Here is an 18,753-nt window from a genome sequence, read left to right on the forward strand (position 1 = left end):
CGTCCGCGGGCTCAGGCGCCCTTGCACTGCTGGCTGGCCAGCGCGGCTTCCACGTAGGCCTTGAACAGCGGATGGCCATCACGCGGCGTGGACGTGAATTCCGGGTGGAACTGCACGCCAACGAACCACGGGTGCAGGGACTCGGGCAGCTCCATCATCTCCGGCAGGTTTTCCGTCGGGGTGCGGGCCGAGATCACCATGCCGGCGTTTTCCAGCATCGGCACGTAGTGGTTGTTGACTTCGTAACGGTGGCGGTGACGCTCGTTGACTTCCGCGCCATAGATCTGACCGGCCTTGGTGCCCGACTTGACCGGCACGCGCTGGGCGCCCAGGCGCATCGTGCCGCCCAGGTCGGAATCGGCCGAACGCTGCTCGACGCGGCCTTCGCGGTCCACCCACTCGGTGATCAGCGCGACCACCGGGTGTTCGGTTTCCACGTTGAACTCAGTCGAGTTGGCGTCGTTCATGTTGGCCACGTGACGCGCGAACTCGATCACGGCCAGCTGCATGCCCAGGCAGATGCCTAGGTACGGAACCTTGTTCTCGCGGGCATACTGGATCGCGCGAATCTTGCCTTCCGTGCCGCGCTTGCCGAAGCCGCCCGGCACCAGGATCGCGTCCAGCGGCTGCAGGACTTCCAGGTGACCCGACTCCAGTTCTTCCGAATCGATGTATTCGATGTTCACACGCGTGGCGGTGTGCATGCCGGCGTGACGCAGCGCCTCGATCAGGGACTTGTACGATTCCGTCAGGTCGACGTACTTGCCGACCATGCCGATCGTGATCTCGTGCTCGGGGTTTTCCTGCGCGTTGACCAGCTTCTGCCACATCGACAGGTCGGCCGGCTTGGGATCCAGGCGCAGCTCCTCGCAGATCAGGCGGTCCAGGCCCTGCTCGTTGAGCATCTGCGGGATCTTGTAGATGCTGTCCGCGTCCCACACCGAAATCACGGCTTCCTGCGGAATGTTCGCAAACAGGGAAATCTTGGCGCGCTCGTCATCCGGGATCGGACGATCGGCGCGGCACAGCAGCGCCGTCGGCGAGATGCCGATTTCGCGCAGCTTCTGCACCGAGTGCTGGGTCGGCTTGGTCTTGAGCTCGCCGGCGCTGGCGATGAACGGCACCAGCGTCAGGTGCACGAACGCGCAGTGATTGCGGCCCATACGCAGGCTCATCTGGCGCGCGGCTTCCAGGAACGGCAGCGATTCGATGTCGCCCACCGTGCCACCGATTTCCACCAGGGCCACGTCGGCCTTGCCGTCATGCGAAGCGGCGGCGCCGCGTTCCACGAAGGCCTGGATTTCGTTGGTGATGTGGGGAATGACCTGCACGGTCTTGCCGAGGTACTCGCCGCGGCGTTCCTTGCGGATTACGGATTCGTAGATCTGGCCGGTCGTGAAGTTGTTCGACTTCCGCATCTTGGCCGATACGAAGCGCTCATAGTGACCCAGATCCAGGTCGGTTTCAGCGCCATCCTCGGTCACGAACACCTCGCCATGCTGGAAAGGGCTCATCGTGCCGGGGTCGACGTTGATGTAGGGATCGAGCTTGAGGAGGGTGACTTTGAGGCCGCGCGACTCGAGAATGGCCGCGAGCGAAGCAGCAGCGATGCCCTTGCCGAGAGAAGAGACGACGCCACCGGTGACGAAGACGAATTTGGTCATAAACCGAGCTTGCCGGGGAAATCGGGATTATACATGAGAGCCCGTTTCGCGCGGACCCGGAAATTGTGACAACCGGGTGCAACCCCGCGGTTGCGACGCTTCCGCCGCACCGGCGGGCGCCGATGGCCACTGCCCGCCTGCCACGACCCAAGGCGCAGCCAGAATCGCCGCCGCCCCGCGCCCTGCCGCCTGCCTTACCCTCCGGCCTTTCCTTCCCGCCTTACCGCCCGTCCCGCCGCATCGTCCCGATCAGGTCGCGCACCAGGTCCGCCGTCTCCAGCGGCTTCTCCATGGGATAGAGATGGCCACCCTCGATGAAGCGCAGGCGCTCGCCCACCAGCCGCCGCGTCGCGCCCAGTCCGGCCTGCCTCACCTCGCGCGAACGCGTGCCGGCGATAAACCCGACCGGCACCGGCGAGCCGCGTGCCACCTTGCGTCCGAGACTGGTCGGCAGCGTGCGATAGATCTGGTACTCCACCTCGCGGTCGAAGCGCAGCTTGCGTTCCGCCGCGCGGCCGGTCGGCTCCGTGCCGTGCTCGGTGTAGTCGCGCAACACCTCGGGGTCCCAGATCGCGAAGTTCTTCTTTGACTGAAAATGGCTCCAGACAGCCTCGGCATCGGGCCAGTGCGTGCGACGCTTCTTGGTGACCGCCGCCGGCCCCGGCTTCTCGTCGAGTCCGAAGATCTGGGACGCCCGGAGCAGCGATGCGCGCCAGCCGGCGATGATTGGCGAATCGAGCATGACCACGCCGCGCACGCGCGCAGGCCGGCGCAGCGAGGCCATCAGCGACAGGAAGCCGCCCAGCGAATGACCGACCAGCCAGACCTGCCTGGGATCGGCACCCTCGCGGCCCGCCTGGTCCAGCTGGCCAAGCAGTTCGTCCACCAGGTGCGGCCACTCGCGCGTGACGGGGTACTTCGGATCGTGGCCAAAGCGCTCCACTGCGTGAATCTCGAATTCATCTTCCAGCGCGCCGAACAGCTTGCGATACGTGCGCACCGGAAACCCGTTGGCATGGGAGAACAGCAGGATGTCGCGCATTGCGGCGTCCTCGAATGAAAGTCGACTGCGTTGAACGATATGGGAAACGGGGGCTTATGAAGGCGATAGCGGCGCCGGGGTGCCGCCGCGCCGACAACCTGCGGCGGTGCGGCCCGATCGACCCCGATCAGCCGCGATCGTGCCGGGCGCGGACCGGCTGGCCCCAGCGGTCCGCCTCGTCGCGCGCGAGCGGAAACTCCGCCGGCTGGCTGGCGTCCCACTCCGGGTTGCAGATCTCGCCGAACACCTGGCGCAGACGCTGCCCCCAGGTGTCGCGGATCATGCGGAAGTACGCGTTCTTCTCATCGATGTTGACGAAGCGCGTCACCTGCAGCGAGTCGCCCTCATAGACCAGCAGGTCCAGCGGCAAGCCCACCGAAATATTCGACTTCAGCGTGGAATCCATCGAGATCAGCGCGCATTTGGCGGCCTCGCCCAGCGGCAGCGACGGCGATACCACGCGGTCGATGATCGGCTTGCCGTACTTCGCCTCGCCAATCTGGAAGTAGCAGGTCTCCGGCGTGGCTTCGACGAAATTGCCGGCCGCATAGATATTGAACAGGCGCGTGCGCTCGCCGCGAATCTGGCCGCCGAAAATCAGGCTGACATTGAACTCGATGCCCGCGTCGCGCAGCGCATGGGCGTCGCGCTTGTGCACGGTGCGGACGGCGTCACCGACGATCGATGCGGCCTCGAACATGTCGCGCGCGGTCCACAGCGACCGCTTCTCGTCACGGCCTTCGACCAGGCATTGCCGCACGGACTGGCTGATCGCCAGGTTGCCGGCGGTCAGCAGCACCATCACGCGGTCGCCCGGTTCTTCGAACACGGTCATCTTGCGGGCGATGGAAATGGCATCCACGCCGGCGTTGGTACGGGAATCGGACAGAAATACCAGGCCGGCATCCAGCCGCATGGCTACGCAGTACGTCATGAGATGTGATGTTGGTTTTCGCGGCTCGCCAGAGGACGGCGACGCAGGGCAAGCTTGCATTCTAGCGCCCCGGGCGGGGCCCGCACGCACCGTTTGAATGCCACGACCGGCGCCGGGGGCGCACGATCGCTCAGGCCAGCGGGGTGATGGCGATGTCGACTTCCATGGTTTCGCCTGCGCCGCCCTCCACAATGCCCCGGATTGGTGCCGCCGACGCGTAGTCGCGCCCCACGGCAAGGCGTACATGGCGGCCATCGGTCAGGCAACGGTGCGTCACGTCGATGCTGCACCAGAGCGCGCGCCCGGCGTCCAGGCAGACGTCGGCCCAGGCGTGGCTGGCCAACTCGGTAGCAGCCGGATCGTAGAAGTAACCACTGACATAGCGGGCGGGAATACCGAATGCGCGGCAGGCAGCCACCATCACCTGCGCCTGGTCCTGGCAGACCCCGCTGCCCAGGCGGAAGGCGTCCGCGGCCGTGGTCGCCACGTCGGTGGTGTTGGCCTTGTAGCCGACGCGGCCGGCGATGCCGTCGGCCAGCGCCAGCAGTGCCGGCACCGCGTGCCCTGCGGAGAGAAAGGGTGCCGCAAACGCCTGCATGTCGGCCGGCGCATGGGTCAACGCCGTGCTGCCCGCGAAGTACAGCGGCGACACGCGCGACTCGCCGGCATCGGGCAAATCGTGAAAGGCGTGATGGCCGCCAGCGTCACCGGATTGCGTCGACATCACTTCCACCTCGCCGGTGGCGGTAATCGCGATGGTGCGGGCCGGGCCAGCCAGCGTGAAGTTGTGAATGATGTTGCCGAAGCCGTCCCGGGCTTCGGACAGGCTGCCAGGCGCGGACAAGCTCCACGCCTGCACGGATTGCAGCGGCCCCGAGCGGGGCGCCAGGCGCAGCTCGTGCACGCTGCGGCGGACCGGTTCGGCGTAGCGGTAGACGGTCTTGTGATGAATCTGGTATTTCACGATAAGGGGCACGCCGCGGCGACCGTCGCCCGGCCCGTCACGCGCCACGGACTCGGGCAACGTGACGCGCCGCGCACCCGGCTAGGCAGCCAGCAGCGGGACGAGGAAGTCCCGGCTGATACCGTTGCCGAGATCGCCGATGCGTTCCAGGAAGCTGGTCAGGAAGGCGTGCAGGCCGACGGCGAAGATGTCGTCGATGCGCGCGTATTTCAGGTCGGCGTGGAGTTTACCAGCCTGGCGCTCGGTCTCCGACGACTGCTGGTTGGCGACCAGCGCCAGGATCGCCACCACCTCGTCAAGGCTGGAGACCAGGGATCGCGGCATGTCCGGCCGCAGGATCAGCAGCTCCGCCACGCGCTGGGGCGTGATCACGGCGCGGTAGATCTTGCGATAGACCTCGAATCCCGACACGGAACGCAGGACGGCCGCCCAGTGGTAGAAGTCGTTCTGCTCGCGGTTGGGGTCGCTGTCATCGCTGCCCGACGCCTGGAACTTCACGTCGAGGATCCGCGCGGTATTGTCCGCACGCTCCAGGAACGTGCCCAGGCGCATGAAGTGGAACGAGTCGTCCTTGAGCATGGTGCCGAACTGCACGCCACGCGCCAGGTGCGAGCGGAACTTGACCCACTCGAAGAAACGCGACGGGTCCTCGTGCAGTTCGCCATCGGCGATGATGCGCTGCACATCCAGCCAGGTGGTGTTCAGCGTCTCCCAGACCTCGGTCGTCAGCGAGCCCCGCACCGCGCGGGCGTTTTCGCGCGCCGCGCGCAGGCAGCTCATGATCGACGACGGGTTGGTCATGTCCCGCACCATGAAGTCGATCACATCGTCACGGTGCAGCAGCCCGTACTTGTTGTCGAAGGCCTGCGTCAGTTCGGAAATATCGAGCATCGCCCACCAGCCCTGCTCCGCCACCTCGGCGGACTGCGGCAGCAGCGAGGTCTGGTAGTTGACGTCGAGCATGCGCGCGGTGTTTTCCGCGCGCTCGGTGTAGCGTGCCATCCAGAACAGGTGGTCGGCGGTACGGCTCAGCATGATGGTTTCTCCCGGCGATCAGCGTTCACAGTCGACTCAGCGTTCCAGCACCCAGGTGTCCTTGGTGCCGCCCCCTTGCGAGGAGTTCACGACCAGGGACCCTTCACGCAGCGCCACGCGGGTCAGGCCGCCCGGCACCATGCGCACCTCCTTGCCCGACAGCACGAAAGGCCGCAGGTCGATGTGGCGCGGCGCGATGCCGGATTCCACATAGGTCGGGCACGTGGACAACGCCAGCGTGGGCTGCGCGATGTACTGCTCGGGGCGCGACTTCACCACCTCGCGGAACTGGTCGATCTCGGCGCGCGTGGCCGCCGGCCCCACGAGCATGCCGTAGCCGCCGGCGCCGTGGGTTTCCTTGACCACCAGGTCTTCCATGTGGTCCAGCACGTACTGCAGGTCGTCGGGGCGCCGGCACATGTAGGTCGGCACGTTCGAGAGAATGGCCTCCTCGCCCAGGTAGAAGCGAATCATGTCCGGCACGTATGGATAGATCGACTTGTCATCCGCCACGCCCGTGCCGATGGCATTGCTGATCGTCACGTTGCCCGCCCGGTAGACGGACAGCAGCCCGGCCGCGCCCAGCGAGGAATCGGGCCGGAACGCCAGCGGGTCCAGGAAGTCGTCATCCACGCGCCGGTAGATCACGTCGATGCGTTGCGGACCTTGCGTGGTGCGCATGTAGAGGTGGTCGTCCTCGACGAAGAGGTCGCTGCCCTCCACCAGCTCCACGCCCATCTGCTGCGCCAGGAAGGCGTGCTCGAAGTACGCGGAGTTGTACATGCCCGGCGTCAGCACCACCACGGTAGGGTCGGAGATATTCTGCGGCGACACGCTGCGCAGCATGTCCAGCAGCAGGTCGGGATAGTGCGCGACCGGCGCCACACGATTGCGGGCGAACAGATCCGGGAACAGCCGCATCATCATCTTGCGGTTTTCCAGCATGTACGACACCCCGGACGGCACACGCAGGTTGTCCTCCAGCACGTAGAACTCGCCCTCGCCCGCGCGCACCACGTCGATGCCCGCCACGTGGGCGTAGATGTCGCGCGGCACGTCGACGCCGAGCATCTCCGGCCGGTACTGGGCATTGTTGTAGATCTGGTCTGGCGGGATCACGCCGGCGCGGATGATGTCCTGGCCGTGGTAAATGTCATGGATGAAGCGGTTCAGCGCCGCCACGCGCTGCCGCAAGCCGCGTTCGAGCGTCGCCCATTCGCTGGCCGGAAAGATGCGCGGAATCACGTCGAACGGAATGGTCCGCTCCGTGCCGCTGTTGGACTCGTCCTTGTCGCCATAGACGGCGAAGGTGATGCCCACGCGCCGGAAGATCAGGTCCGCCTCCGCGCGCTTGTTGTCCATCGTCGCGACGGACTGTCGGCCCAGCCATTCCGAAAAACTCCGGTAGTGGGCCCGGACCGCCCCTGATGGCAGTGCGTGCCCGGCCTCGATGGCCGCCACCACTCCGTCGTCTCGCCCTTCCAGCATCTCGTCGAAAAACCGCGCCGCCATGATGGCCGCTCCTTCGTGAAATGGGCGCCTGCCGCCTGCCGCCTCCCGGTTTCCCTTCACCGGCGGGCCGGCTGCCCGTTTATCGATGCCTGTCGAGTTGGCTCTTTCAGCATATCCGTACCGGCAAAACCCGCAAGGGATGCGCGTGCGCCGGCACGTGAAACGGTTCTAGCAAGATGTTTGCCAGGCGATGCCTCGCCGCCTGGCCGGGGTGCTGCAATCCGGGGGGCGGCGATCAGCGCGACGGCTTGTCAGCGCAGTCCGTGGATGCCGGCGGGCATTCGTCCAGGATGTCTTGCACCAGCGCCTCGGGGGTACGGCGGATGTCCAGCACCAACGCGTCCTGCGGTTCCTCCAGCGTTTCGAACTGGCTCTGCAGCAGCGCCGGGTTGAAGAAATGGTCGGTGCGCGCCGACAGCCGGCCGCCGATCGTCGCCGCGTCGCCCTTCATGAAGACGAAGGTCACACCGCCGTCGGGCGGCGTCAGGCGGTCCCGGTAGGCCTGGCGCAGCGCCGAACAGGTGAACACATGGGTCCGTCCCTCGGCACGGGCGGCGTCGATGGCCGCGCGCATGGCACTCAGCCACGGCCAGCGATCCTCGTCAGTCAGGGGAATGCCGGCTTGCATCTTCGCCTTGTTGGCGTCGCTGTGGAAGGCATCGGCATCGTGGAAGCCACAATGCAGGCGGCCGGCCAGCATCTCGCCCACCGTGCTCTTGCCGCTGCCGGAAACGCCCATCAGGATATAGATCATGTCTGCTCCGTCGATCATGGTCGGATGGTGGTGCCATCCTTGTCGGTAGCCTTCGAGCGCACGGAAAGTGGCGCGAAGGTGCCCTTGGGGCAACATCCGCGCCCCAAGGGAATACGAGAAATCGGAAAACGGGACTGAGCGCCCGGCTATTGTGCGACTTGTCCTGCTGTTTGGACAGCGGGCACTGCAGCATCGGCCTCGGACAGGTCCATGGCGCTGCCGCCCTCCTCCGCAATGCGGGCATGTCGCCGGAACAGGCCGAACAGCCCACGGCCCATGCTGAAGCGCGAGAAGTCATCGACCGGCGCCGCGACCGGTGTGCGCGCGGCAAACTCGGCCTGTGCCGCCGCATCGCCAAGCCATTCCAGCGTGCCGGCGACGGCATCCACACGGATCACGTCGCCATCGCGCACCCGCGCGAGCGGGCCGCCGGCCAGCGCTTCGGGGCCGACGTGAATCACGGCCGGCACCTTGCCGGACGCGCCCGACATACGGCCGTCGGTCACCAGCGCCACCTTGTGGCCCGCGTCCTGGAGCGCGCCCAGCGCGGGCGTCAGGCGGTGCAGCTCCGGCATGCCATTGGCATTCGGCCCCTGGAAACGCACTACCGCAATGACGTCGCGATCCAGCTCGCCACCCTCAAAGGCCGCCTGCAGCGCTTCCTGGGAATCGAAGACGCGTGCCGGGGCTTCCACTACGCGGTGTTCGTCCGCCACGGCCGAAACCTTGATCATGCCGCGCCCGAGATTGCCGGCCATCAGCCGCAGGCCGCCTTCCGCCGAGAACGGTGCGGATGCCGGGGCCAGCACGGCGGTATCGCCACTCGTGGTCGGGCCGGCGCGCCAGCGCAGGGCGCCGTCGGTCATCACCGGCTCCTCCGTATAGCGCGCCAGGCCCGGACCGGCGACCGTCTGCACATCCTCGTGCAGCAGGCCGGCCTCAAGCAATTGGCCAATGACGTAGGCCACGCCACCAGCGGCGTGGAAGTGGTTCACGTCAGCCGAGCCATTCGGGTAGACGCGCGCCAGCAACGGCGTCACGGCGGACAGGCGGTCGAAATCATTCCAGTCGATGACGATGCCAGCCGAGCGGGCCATGGCCACCAAGTGGATCGTGTGGTTGGTGGAACCGCCCGTGGAGAGCAGGCCGACCATCGCGTTGACGACGGCGCGCTCGTCGACGATCCTGGCGAGCGGCGTGTACTCTTTGCCACGTGCGATCAGCGCCAGCGCACGCTGAGCCGCCGCCACCGTCAGCGCATCGCGCAGGCCGCTGTCCGGATGCACGAAAGCCGAGCCCGGCAGGTGCAGGCCCATGATTTCCATCAGGAACTGGTTGCTGTTGGCGGTGCCGTAGAACGTGCAGGTGCCAGCACCGTGATAGGCGGCGCACTCGGCTTCCAGCAGCGCGTCGCGGCCCACCTGGCCCGTGGCATAGAGCTGGCGCACGCGCGCCTTTTCCTTGTTCGACAGGCCCGAAGCCATCGGACCGGCCGGCACGAACACGATCGGCAGATGCCCGAACTGCAGCGCGCCCATCAGCAGGCCCGGCACGATCTTGTCGCAGACGCCAAGCATCAGGGCTGCGTCGAACGTGTTGTGCGACAGCGCAACCGCGGTGCCCATGGCGATGGCGTCGCGCGAAAACAGCGACAACTCCATGCCCGCATTGCCCTGCGTGATGCCATCGCACATAGCCGGCACGCCGCCCGCCACCTGCGCCACGCCACCCACGGCGCGCGCGGCCTCGCGGATCACGGCAGGGTAGCGCTCGTACGGCTGGTGCGCCGACAGCATGTCGTTGTAGGCGGTGACGATGCCGAGGTTCGGGGCATGCTCGACGCGCAGCTTGAGCTTGTCGTCGGCGGGCAACGCGGCGTAACCGTGCGCCAGGTTGGCACAGGACATCCCGCGCAGCGGCCCGAGTTCCTGCTGCGCCCGCTCGCACCGGGCGAGATAGGCGGCGCGGCTGGCACGGCTGCGTTCGATGATGCGTTGCGTAACGGCAGATACCTCGGCGTGAACGGCTTGGGACATGGCGGCTATGTTCCTGGTGGGGCGCCGGGCGGCAAGAACAGCCACCCGATCTGTAGATTTTCTACATTATATCCACGGCCCAAGCGACGCCGGAAGTTCGTTTCCCCGAAAATATGACGTAGCGCCCGCAAATTCGGGAAAGTCCTAGGTATCTCAACCCGCCAAACCGCCTCAGATCAAATGCCATTCTGTGTAGAATCTCTACACTTTCAGAACCCCGGTCATGGCCGCATACGATGGCCAGCCCAGCCCGACACCCTGCACGACCCGACCATGCGCGACCGAATTCTTGCCGTCTATGACACGCTCCGCCCCTCCGAACGTCGCCTTGCCGACTACGTCGCCCGGCACGGCGCCAGCGTGATCCGTCTGTCGATGCCGGAACTGGCGGAGCGCGCGGGCGTCTCGCAACCGACCATCGCGCGCTTCTGCGCGGCACTCGGTTATGACGGCTTCAAGGAATTCAAGCTTCAGTTTGCGCAGAACGTCGGCGGCGGCACGCCATTCGTGCATCAGGATGTGAAGGCAGACGACCGCCCCGCCGACATCGCCGGCAAGGTCTTTGACCGCACCATTGCCACGTTGATGAGCGTCCGCAACGCGCTGTCCGCAGACCAGATCGAGCACGGCATCCGGCTGCTGGCCAGCGCGCGCCGCATCGAGTTCTACGGCTGCGGCAATTCCGGCATCGTCGCACTGGACATCCAGCACAAGTTCTTCCGCCTCGGCATTCCCACCACGGCCTATTCCGATTCGCACGTCTTCAGCATGTCCGCCGCGCTGCTGCGGCCGGGCGACGTGGCCGTGCTGGTCTCCAACAGCGGCCGCACCTGGGACATGCTGACTGCCGCCACGCTCGCCCGCGCCAGTGGCGCCAGCGTGCTGGCGCTCACGCACAGCGGATCTCCGCTGGCCCGTCTGGCCGACGTCTGCGTGTTCTCCGACGTGGAAGAAGACAGCGAGGTCTACACGCCGATGACCTCGCGCATCTGCCACCTGGTGCTCGGCGACGTTCTCGCGGCCGGCGTGGCGCTCGAACGCGCAGACGCGGTGGCCGCCGGACTGCAACGCGCCAAGGCGCATCTGCGCGAGCGCCGTATTGCCGGCGCGGAACCGGCCCAACTCGCACCGCAGGAGGCAGCCGGCGTTGCGGCAAGCACTGCGCGGGATTCCGCTTCAACCAACACAGCTACCACCGCGTCGACCACCGCATCCGCGCCATCTCGAACCGGCCGTTCCGCCGCCGCTCCCGGCAAGGCGATCAGGACCGCTGACGCCCGCAGTCGCACAGTTGGCGCCAGCGCCGTGGGAGCCAGCACCGCCCCACGCCGCACGCGCAAGCAGACGACGCGCTGATCTCGGGCTTTGCACAAGACATCCCGCTGGCCGCTGCGAGCACCTGATGACGCCCCTAGCGCGGCGCCGGGGGCGCATCGCGCCAGTACCGGCGCACCTGCTGCCGGTACGTCGACACAATATGGTGCCGGCCGCGCGTGACAACCGTGACGGCACGACCGATGCCGGCGGCGCACGACCAACCCAAAGCGCCAGCGCGGCGACGGCCAGCATCGTTGCCGTGCGTAGCGCCGGAATCTGCATGCCGGCAATCAGCCCGTACCCGAGCGCTGCCAGCACCGCCGCAACCAATGCCGCCTGTTGGGCGGGCCAGATCAGCGGCAGTGGCCGCCCCAAGTACCGCCCGAGGCCGAATGAGTGCGCCCACAAACGATGCGCCAACGCCCCCAACGCACCTGAGATCATCGTGATGTGCAGCCCGGAGATGCTGACCAGATGCGCAATCCCTGTACGTCGGAAAACCTCCCAGTCGGCCTGTGCGATGCCGTGCTGATCGCCGACCACCAGCGCCGTCAGGACCGCGCCAAATCGCGCCTCGTCCGGCAGCGCCGCACGAAGATGGTCGCGCAGCCGGGCACGCCATGCGTCGTGCGAATCGCCAATGGCATCGGCGCCTGCATGGACGGTGTCGCCTCCACGATGGGCACCGCATGGCGGACGTGTCCTGTCGCGCCCACCCGGCCGCCAGTAGCCAGTATGCATAGTCAAACCCGTGCGGATTGGCCAGTCCGCGCGGCCGGCGCAGCCGCACGATCAGTCGGTAGCGCTGTCCCGGCTGCAGCGCTTCGGGCGGCTCGCGCCAGCTCAGGAGCGAACGCTCCGGCAAGCGCACCGGTTCCTCGCCGTCCGGTCCCACCATACCTGCCGCCGTACCTGACGCCGTACGTGCCTTCATACCCGCCGCTCTACCTGATTGATTGCCCCCCCCGTAGGCATGAAAAGAAATCGTGCGCCATACTCGGCCATATCCGGCAGTCCGCCACGACGCCCTCGACCGAAATATCCCGTTCCGCCAGCGCAGCATGGAGCCAGTCCCCAAGCCGGGCTTCCGCACACCACGCACCCCATCCGAACCCGGCCACCATCGCCATGACCACCACCGCCGCCCGCATATCCCATGGCGTCAATGCCGGGCCACACTCACCCCGTGGCCCCACCCTCCGCCAACACGCTGCCCACCACACACCCACCCCGCCCACTGCACTCGCCCACGACCACCACGCCGGCAACGCGGCCTGCTGCTGGAGCAGCCAGCAGCAGGCCACGAAAGCCAGCAGCACAGCACGCATCGCACCTCCCGGCACTCAACTCCGATGGTGTATTTGTACAGCGAAGGAATGGGGTCAAACGTGTCCGACGGATACGCTTGTGTGGCAGATGGTTAAATCGGCGACGGAGGTCTTGTGCCGCCGTTCAGCGCGGGGCCATGATGTCGGCAAACGTCGCCAGCCGTGGCAGCGCGGCCACCGAATTGCACCACATGATGTCGGCCAGCGCACGCTCGGGCAGGCCGCGCAGCTCGCCCAGCACGCGCGCCACGCCCGCCACCTCGCCCGGCGTGTTGCGGGCCTTGTGCTGCTCGCCGAACTGGTCGTCGGATAGCCAGGCCGGCGCGATATCGGGCGCGTCGGTTTCCAGCACGAGGCTCTCGAGCGGCAAGTCCGTGGCCAGCCGGCGGATCTGTCGTGCGCGACTGAAGGTCAGGTTGCCGCCGAAGCCGAGCTTCATGCCGTGATCGACAAAACGGCGTGCCTGCTCGTGGCTGCCGTTGAAGGCGTGCGCGATGCCCTGCCGGACGCCCACCCGGCGCAGTTGCGCGTACACCTGGTCCTGAGACTTGCGCACGTGCAGCAGCACCGGCAGGTCGAACTCGCGCGCGACCTTGAGTTGTTCGGCGTAAAGCCAGGTCTGGTGGGCGGCGTCCAGCCCCGGGACGAAGAAGTCGAGGCCAATCTCGCCGATGGCCACAAAGCGTGGGTCGTCCATCGACATCGCCACCTGGCGCCGCAGCTCGTCCACGTCGGACTGCCCCGCGCCCGGCGAGCAGAGCGGGTGGATGCCGAGCGCATAGACGCAATGCGAGCCGTTGCCGGCCAGCGCGCGCACGGCGTCGAAATTGGAAACGGCCACGGCGGGCAGCACGATGCCGGACACCCCTGCCTCGAGGGCGGCCGCCGTCACGCGGTCGCGGTCGTCATCGAATTCGCTGGCGTCAAGATGGCAGTGGGTATCGATCCACATGGCGGGGGCGTGGCCGGTGAGGTGACGGAAAAATGGTCAGGAAAACTAGCGGGATAAGTCGTAACGGGAAAAGTGGCCGATCAAGGCAAACCGGTCAGCGCTCGCGATGCAGGTGCCCGTCGCGCAGGCGCAGCACGCGGTCGCATCGCCCAGCCAGATCCTGGTCGTGGGTGACGATGACGAAGCTCGTGCCAAGTGTCTGCGACAGTTCCAGCATCAGGTCATACACGCCGCCCGCGGTGTGGTCGTCGAGGTTGCCGGTCGGCTCGTCAGCCAGCACGCAGGCCGGCTGGCCAACCAGCGCACGCGCGACGGCCACGCGCTGGCGCTCGCCGCCGGACAGCTCGCCGGGCCGGTGTTTCGCGCGGCCACCGAGACCCACGCGGTCGAGCATGGCCTGCGCGGCGGCGCGCGCCTCATGCTCCTTCAGGCCGCGGATGCGCATCGGCATGGCTACGTTATCGAGCGCGGTGAACTCCGGCAATAGGTGGTGGAACTGGTACACAAAGCCCAGCGCGCGGTTGCGGACGATATTGCGTTCACTTTCGCGCAGCGACGTGAACGGCTTGCCGAGGAGCGCCACCCGACCGGCGTCCGGGTTGTCGAGCCCGCCCAGTACGTGAAGCAACGTGGACTTGCCCGAGCCGGACGCGCCGACGATGGCGACCTTCTCGCCTGCGTCCACGCGCACGTCGACGCCGCGCAGCACCTCGACATCGAGTCCGCCCTGGTGGAAGCGCTTGGTCAGGCCCTCGGCCACCAGCACCGGGGTACCGGACTGCACCTTCAATCCGGGCACGCCCGGCACCGTGGTTTCCTGGAGCAGCGTGGTCTCACTCATAGCGCAGCGCCTCCGCCGGATTGACGCGCGAGGCGCGCCAGCTGGGGTAGATCGTGGCCAGCGTGGCCAGCACGAAGGAGATGATGCCGATGGTGGCGATGTCGTTCACGCGGGGATCCGAGGGCAATTCGCTGATGAAGTAGATGTCTTTAGGCAGGAACTGCACGTGCAGCAACCGCTCGATGAAAGGCACGATCACGTCGATATTGGTCGCGATCAGCGTGCCGCCCAGCACGCCGAGCAGCGTGCCGATAAACCCGATGGCCACGCCCTGCACGATGAAGATCTTCATGATCGAGCGCGGCTGCGCGCCCATCGTGCGGAGGATGGCGATGTCCGCCTGCTTGTCAGTCACCGTCATGACCAGCGTGGAGACCAGATTGAAAGCCGCCACGGCGATGATCAGCGTCAGGATGATGAACATCATGCGCTTCTCGGTCTGCACGGCGGCAAACCAGTTGCGGTTCTGCTTGGACCAGTCGCGCAGGTAGAGGTCGCCGGTCATCGTCCCAGCCAGGGCCTCGGCCACCTGCGGGGCGCGCTGCATGTCCGACAGCTTGAGCCGCACGCCGGTGGGCCCGGGCTGGCGGAACAGCGTCTCGGCGTCCTGGATGTCGATCAGCGCCAGCGCGCTATCGAATTCATAGTGACCGGAGGAAAACACGCCAACGACGGTGAACTGCTTGAGCCGTGGCAGCACGCCGGCCGGGGTGATGGTGCCCTGCGGCGCCACCAGCGTGACCTTGTCGCCAACGCGCACGCCCATGGCATTGGCCAGTTCATTGCCCAGCGCGATGCCGAAACCACCGGGCACCAGCGCGTTCATGTTGCCGGCACGGAACTGATTGCCGATGTCGGAGACCTTCGGCTCCTCGGCAGGGTCCACCCCGCGCAGCAGCACGCCGCGCACGGCGTCTTCGCGCGTGAGCATGGCCTGCGCGGCCACGTAGGGCGCGGCGCCGATCACTTCCTTGTTCTGCATCGCTTCGGCGGCGGTCTTCTGCCAGTCCGGCAATGCCGTCGGGCCGATGACCTCGATGTGCGACAAGACCGACAGCATCCGGTCTCGCACTTCCTTCTGGAAGCCGTTCATCACCGAGAGCACGACGATCAGCGCTGCCACGCCGAGCGCGATGCCCAGCATCGAGATCATCGAGATAAACGAAATGAACGTGTTGCGACTGGCGCGCTTGCTTGCGCGGGTATATCGCCAGCCGATCTGCCACTCGTAGGGAAAGTTCAAGAGAAGTCCTGTTGTTCGGGGGATGCGCCGGTGGGCCGCCTTCGGCCGTCGGGTGACGGAAAACTGGCGCCGGCCAGCCGGAAGTTTACAATCTCGGCAACCATGATGACGCACCTGACCCTGATTGTGCCCTTTTCCGTCCCGCCCGGCGCCGGCGACGACGCCACGGACGATGTCGTGCCCGGCGCACTGCTGCGGCAGTTGGAGTTGCCGGCGCTCGGAAAGTTGCTGACCCGCGCGACCCCCGGCCCGCGCGAGCGGCACGACGACCCCTTCCTGCGCAGCCTGCCGCAGGAACGCTGGCTGGCCGGACGGGCTGGCCTGGACACCAAGCAGGTGCCGACTGCGCCCTATATGCGGCTGGCCGACCTGCGGCACGATGCCGCGGACGCCGCAGCGGGGACGAATGATATCGGAGCCGGCGGCGGCGCGGCCATTGACGAGCCGGCCTGGGCCTGCCTCCAGCCGGTCCATATCCACGCCGCGCGCGATCACCTGGTGCTGATGCATCCCGACCAGCTGGAAATCCGCCCCGATGAGGCCGCAGCACTTCGCGCCGCCATCGGAGACCTGCTGAGTGAATCCGGCATCCTGCTGGACACTCCCCACCCCGCCCGCTGGTATGTGCCCGAAGCCACGTTTGGCGACCTGGACGCCACCACGCCAGTGCGGGCCACGGGCCGCAATATCGATATCTGGATGCAGGCCGGCGCGCGGGTGCGCGATTGGCGGCGGCTCCAGAACGAGATCCAGATGACGTGGCACGACCACCCGGTCAACCAGGCCCGCGAGGCCGAGGGCCGACTGCCGATCAATTCGGTCTGGCTGCACGGCGGCGGCAAACGCGTGCCCGTGAAGCCCCTGGCCGGCACCGTGCTGACCGACGACCCGTTCCTGGCCGGCCTGGCGTTGGCCGGTGGCAGCCACCTGGGCCGGCAACCGGCACGCTTTGTGGACATTGCGAACACCGACGGCGATGTGCTGGCGATGCTCGACACCGCCACCGAAGCGCATATTGCCCAGGACTGGGGCCTGTGGATCGAGCACATGCACGCGCTTGACGCCAATTGGTTCGCGCCGGCGCTGGCCGCGCTGGCGGACGGCAAGATTCAGGCGGTCACGCTGGTGCTGGGCGGCGAGAATCATTTTGCCGAATTCACCGTGCGGCGCGGGGACTTGCGCAAGTTCTGGCGCGGCCTGGGTCCGCGCGGCGACTGGCGCGCGCTGCTGTCCGATCTGGCGATGGCCGCCTGATGACAGCCTGATGGCCGCCTGAGCCCGTCGCCCAGCGCTCGGCCATCGCCCGTCCGCCATCGCGCCCCCCCGCATCGCTCCCAAATATCGCAGAACCGTTTCGAACGACCAACCATGACCCGGATCGCCGTCCGCCCCTACTCCGACGCCCACGCCAGCACGCTGGCCGCGTCGGGACTTCACCCCACGCTCGCCCGCATCCTGTCGGCGCGCGGTGTGCTGCATCCGTCCGAGCTGGCCACGGATCTGCCTGAGCTGTCACCGCCGTCGACCATGAAAGGCATCGGCCACGCGGCCGAATACCTGGCGGATGCCATTGCGGCCCATCGCAAACTGCTGATCGTCGCCGACTACGACTGCGACGGCGCCACCGCCTGCGCGGTCGGCGTACGCGGCCTGCGGATGCTCGGCGCACACGTAGACTTCATCGTCCCGAATCGCTTCGAATACGGCTACGGCCTGACGCCGGAGATTGTCGAACTGGCGGCGCAGCAGCGGCCGGATGTGATCGTGACCGTCGACAACGGCATCGCGAGCGTCGACGGCGTGGCTGCGGCCAATGCACGTGGCATCGATGTCGTGGTCACCGACCACCACCTGCCCGGCGCGGTGCTGCCGGACGCCGCCGTGATCGTCAACCCGAACCAGCCCGGTTGCGAGTTTCCGAGCAAGAACCTGGCAGGCGTGGGCGTGATGTTCTACGTGCTGCTGGCGCTGAGGGCGGAGCTGCGCAAGCGCGGCGTCTACACGCAGGCCACCCAGCCGCCCTTGCAGACGCTGCTGGACCTGGTGGCGCTAGGTACCGTGGCCGATGTGGTCAAGCTGGATAGCAACAACCGGATCCTCGTGGCGCAGGGTCTGCGCCGGATGCGCGCGGGCCGCATGCACCCGGGCGTGGCCGCGCTGTTCCGCGCCGCCGGGCGCGAGGCGCCGCGCGCCAATACGTTCGACCTCGGCTTCGGCCTGGGCCCACGCCTGAATGCGGCCGGCCGGCTGGCCGACATGTCGCTCGGCATCGAATGCCTGTTGACCGACGACCCGAATCGCGCCTGGGAAATCGCCCAGGAACTGGATGGCATGAATCGCGAGCGGCGCGATATCGAGGCCGGCATGCAGCAGGAAGCGCTGCAGATCCTCGAGCAGCCGCTGGCGGGGCTGGACCCGGCGTCACGCTACACCGTCAGCGTGTTCAACGACACGTGGCACCAGGGCGTGATCGGCATCGTCGCCTCCCGCCTGAAAGAGAAGTTCCACCGGCCGACGATCACGTTCGCGCCGGGGGATGACGAACATATCAAGGGCTCGGGCCGCTCGATTCCCGGGTTCCATCTGCGCGACGCGCTGGACCTGGTGTCCAAGCGCCATCCGGGCCTGCTGGTCAAGTTTGGCGGCCACGCGATGGCGGCGGGCATGACGCTGCGCGCCAGGGATTTCGACACCTTCATGGCCGCCTTCGAAGCCGTGGGCCGCGAATGGCTGACCGAAGAGCAGCTGGCGCGGGTGATCGAGACCGATGGCGACATCGAGGATGCCTGCTTCAGCCCGGAATTTGTGACGCTGCTGGAAGGCCAGGTGTGGGGCCAGGGATTTCCGCCGCCGACGTTTTGCGGGGAGTTCGACGTGCTGCGCCAGACCGTGCTCAAGGGCAAGCATCTGAAACTGCAGCTTGGGCGCGGCAGTCAGCGCTTTGACGCGATCTGGTTCAACCACGCCGATGCGCTGGATGGCGCCAGCGCGACAGTGGCCTATCGGCTGGACAACAACACGTTCAACGGCGTCACGCGCGTCCAGCTGGTGATCGAACACGCGCAATAGCGTCATGGCGCGATAGGGCGATGGCGCCATCGCCGGGAATCACCGGAGATGGCCGGCAGGTT

General features: G+C 67.0%; 14 protein-coding genes and 2 pseudogenes. 3 read left to right on the plus strand and 13 right to left on the minus strand.

Going from position 1 to position 18,753, the window contains the following annotated elements:
• Positions 1 to 11: 11 nt before the first annotated feature.
• The 8 genes from AC1DOX_RS04080 to edd all read right to left on the minus strand — a co-directional run bounded on the left by AC1DOX_RS04080 (position 12) and on the right by edd (position 9,941).
• On the minus strand, positions 12 to 1,664 hold the full coding sequence (locus AC1DOX_RS04080) for a CTP synthase (protein WP_441615278.1): 1,653 nt from the start codon (positions 1,662 to 1,664) through the stop codon (positions 12 to 14).
• Positions 1,665 to 1,884: 220 nt separating this feature from the next.
• The gene (locus AC1DOX_RS04085) at positions 1,885 to 2,706 is read right to left on the minus strand and encodes an alpha/beta fold hydrolase (RefSeq protein WP_441615280.1); all 822 of its coding nucleotides are present in this window, start codon (positions 2,704 to 2,706) and stop codon (positions 1,885 to 1,887) included.
• Positions 2,707 to 2,833: 127 nt separating this feature from the next.
• On the minus strand, positions 2,834 to 3,640 hold the full coding sequence (locus AC1DOX_RS04090) for a proteasome-type protease (protein WP_176860999.1): 807 nt from the start codon (positions 3,638 to 3,640) through the stop codon (positions 2,834 to 2,836).
• 130 nt (positions 3,641 to 3,770) lie between these two features.
• A complete protein-coding gene (locus tag AC1DOX_RS04095) occupies positions 3,771 to 4,604 on the minus strand; it encodes a transglutaminase family protein (protein ID WP_441615283.1) in 834 nt (277 codons plus the stop codon).
• Positions 4,605 to 4,685: 81 nt separating this feature from the next.
• Positions 4,686 to 5,639 carry an alpha-E domain-containing protein gene (locus AC1DOX_RS04100; protein ID WP_441615285.1) on the minus strand — a complete coding sequence of 318 codons (954 nt, stop codon included), beginning with the start codon at positions 5,637 to 5,639 and terminating at the stop codon, positions 4,686 to 4,688.
• Between the two features lie 36 nt (positions 5,640 to 5,675).
• Positions 5,676 to 7,151 carry a circularly permuted type 2 ATP-grasp protein gene (locus AC1DOX_RS04105; RefSeq protein WP_092138693.1) on the minus strand — a complete coding sequence of 492 codons (1,476 nt, stop codon included), beginning with the start codon at positions 7,149 to 7,151 and terminating at the stop codon, positions 5,676 to 5,678.
• A 235-nt stretch (positions 7,152 to 7,386) separates the two neighbouring features.
• On the minus strand, positions 7,387 to 7,905 hold the full coding sequence (locus AC1DOX_RS04110; protein ID WP_441615638.1) for a gluconokinase: 519 nt from the start codon (positions 7,903 to 7,905) through the stop codon (positions 7,387 to 7,389).
• A 146-nt stretch (positions 7,906 to 8,051) separates the two neighbouring features.
• Positions 8,052 to 9,941, minus strand: coding sequence for a phosphogluconate dehydratase (edd, locus tag AC1DOX_RS04115; protein WP_477101312.1), 1,890 nt, complete (start codon positions 9,939 to 9,941; stop codon positions 8,052 to 8,054).
• A 273-nt stretch (positions 9,942 to 10,214) separates the two neighbouring features.
• Between edd and AC1DOX_RS04120 the strand changes: the two genes are divergently transcribed.
• Positions 10,215 to 11,297, plus strand: coding sequence for a MurR/RpiR family transcriptional regulator (locus AC1DOX_RS04120; protein ID WP_441615289.1), 1,083 nt, complete (start codon positions 10,215 to 10,217; stop codon positions 11,295 to 11,297).
• A 231-nt stretch (positions 11,298 to 11,528) separates the two neighbouring features.
• On the opposite strand, the pseudogene AC1DOX_RS04125 reads toward AC1DOX_RS04120, so the two are convergent.
• The 5 genes and pseudogenes from AC1DOX_RS04125 to AC1DOX_RS04145 form a co-directional block, all read right to left on the minus strand.
• A pseudogene (locus tag AC1DOX_RS04125) lies at positions 11,529 to 11,999 on the minus strand (ComEC/Rec2 family competence protein); the annotation flags it as partial.
• Positions 12,000 to 12,036: 37 nt separating this feature from the next.
• Positions 12,037 to 12,321: pseudogene (locus AC1DOX_RS04130) on the minus strand (hypothetical protein); the annotation flags it as partial.
• Between the two features lie 389 nt (positions 12,322 to 12,710).
• Positions 12,711 to 13,538, minus strand: coding sequence for a TatD family hydrolase (locus AC1DOX_RS04135; RefSeq protein WP_441615291.1), 828 nt, complete (start codon positions 13,536 to 13,538; stop codon positions 12,711 to 12,713).
• A gap of 94 nt (positions 13,539 to 13,632) precedes the next feature.
• Positions 13,633 to 14,379, minus strand: a complete 747-nt coding sequence (gene lolD, locus AC1DOX_RS04140) for a lipoprotein-releasing ABC transporter ATP-binding protein LolD (RefSeq protein ID WP_441615293.1) — start codon at positions 14,377 to 14,379, stop codon at positions 13,633 to 13,635.
• Positions 14,372 to 15,622 (minus strand): lipoprotein-releasing ABC transporter permease subunit, encoded by a 1,251-nt coding sequence (locus tag AC1DOX_RS04145; RefSeq protein ID WP_441615295.1) that lies wholly within the window; start codon positions 15,620 to 15,622, stop codon positions 14,372 to 14,374. The genes lolD and AC1DOX_RS04145 overlap by 8 nt, the downstream gene beginning before the upstream one ends.
• 102 nt (positions 15,623 to 15,724) lie before the next feature.
• Here AC1DOX_RS04145 and AC1DOX_RS04150 point away from each other — a divergent pair, with 102 nt between their 5' ends.
• On the plus strand, positions 15,725 to 16,876 hold the full coding sequence (locus AC1DOX_RS04150) for a hypothetical protein (RefSeq protein ID WP_441615297.1): 1,152 nt from the start codon (positions 15,725 to 15,727) through the stop codon (positions 16,874 to 16,876).
• A gap of 114 nt (positions 16,877 to 16,990) precedes the next feature.
• On the plus strand, positions 16,991 to 18,691 hold the full coding sequence (gene recJ, locus AC1DOX_RS04155) for a single-stranded-DNA-specific exonuclease RecJ (protein ID WP_441615299.1): 1,701 nt from the start codon (positions 16,991 to 16,993) through the stop codon (positions 18,689 to 18,691).
• Positions 18,692 to 18,753: the final 62 nt, after the last annotated feature.

Source organism: Cupriavidus sp. 01L415, assembly GCF_056400065.1.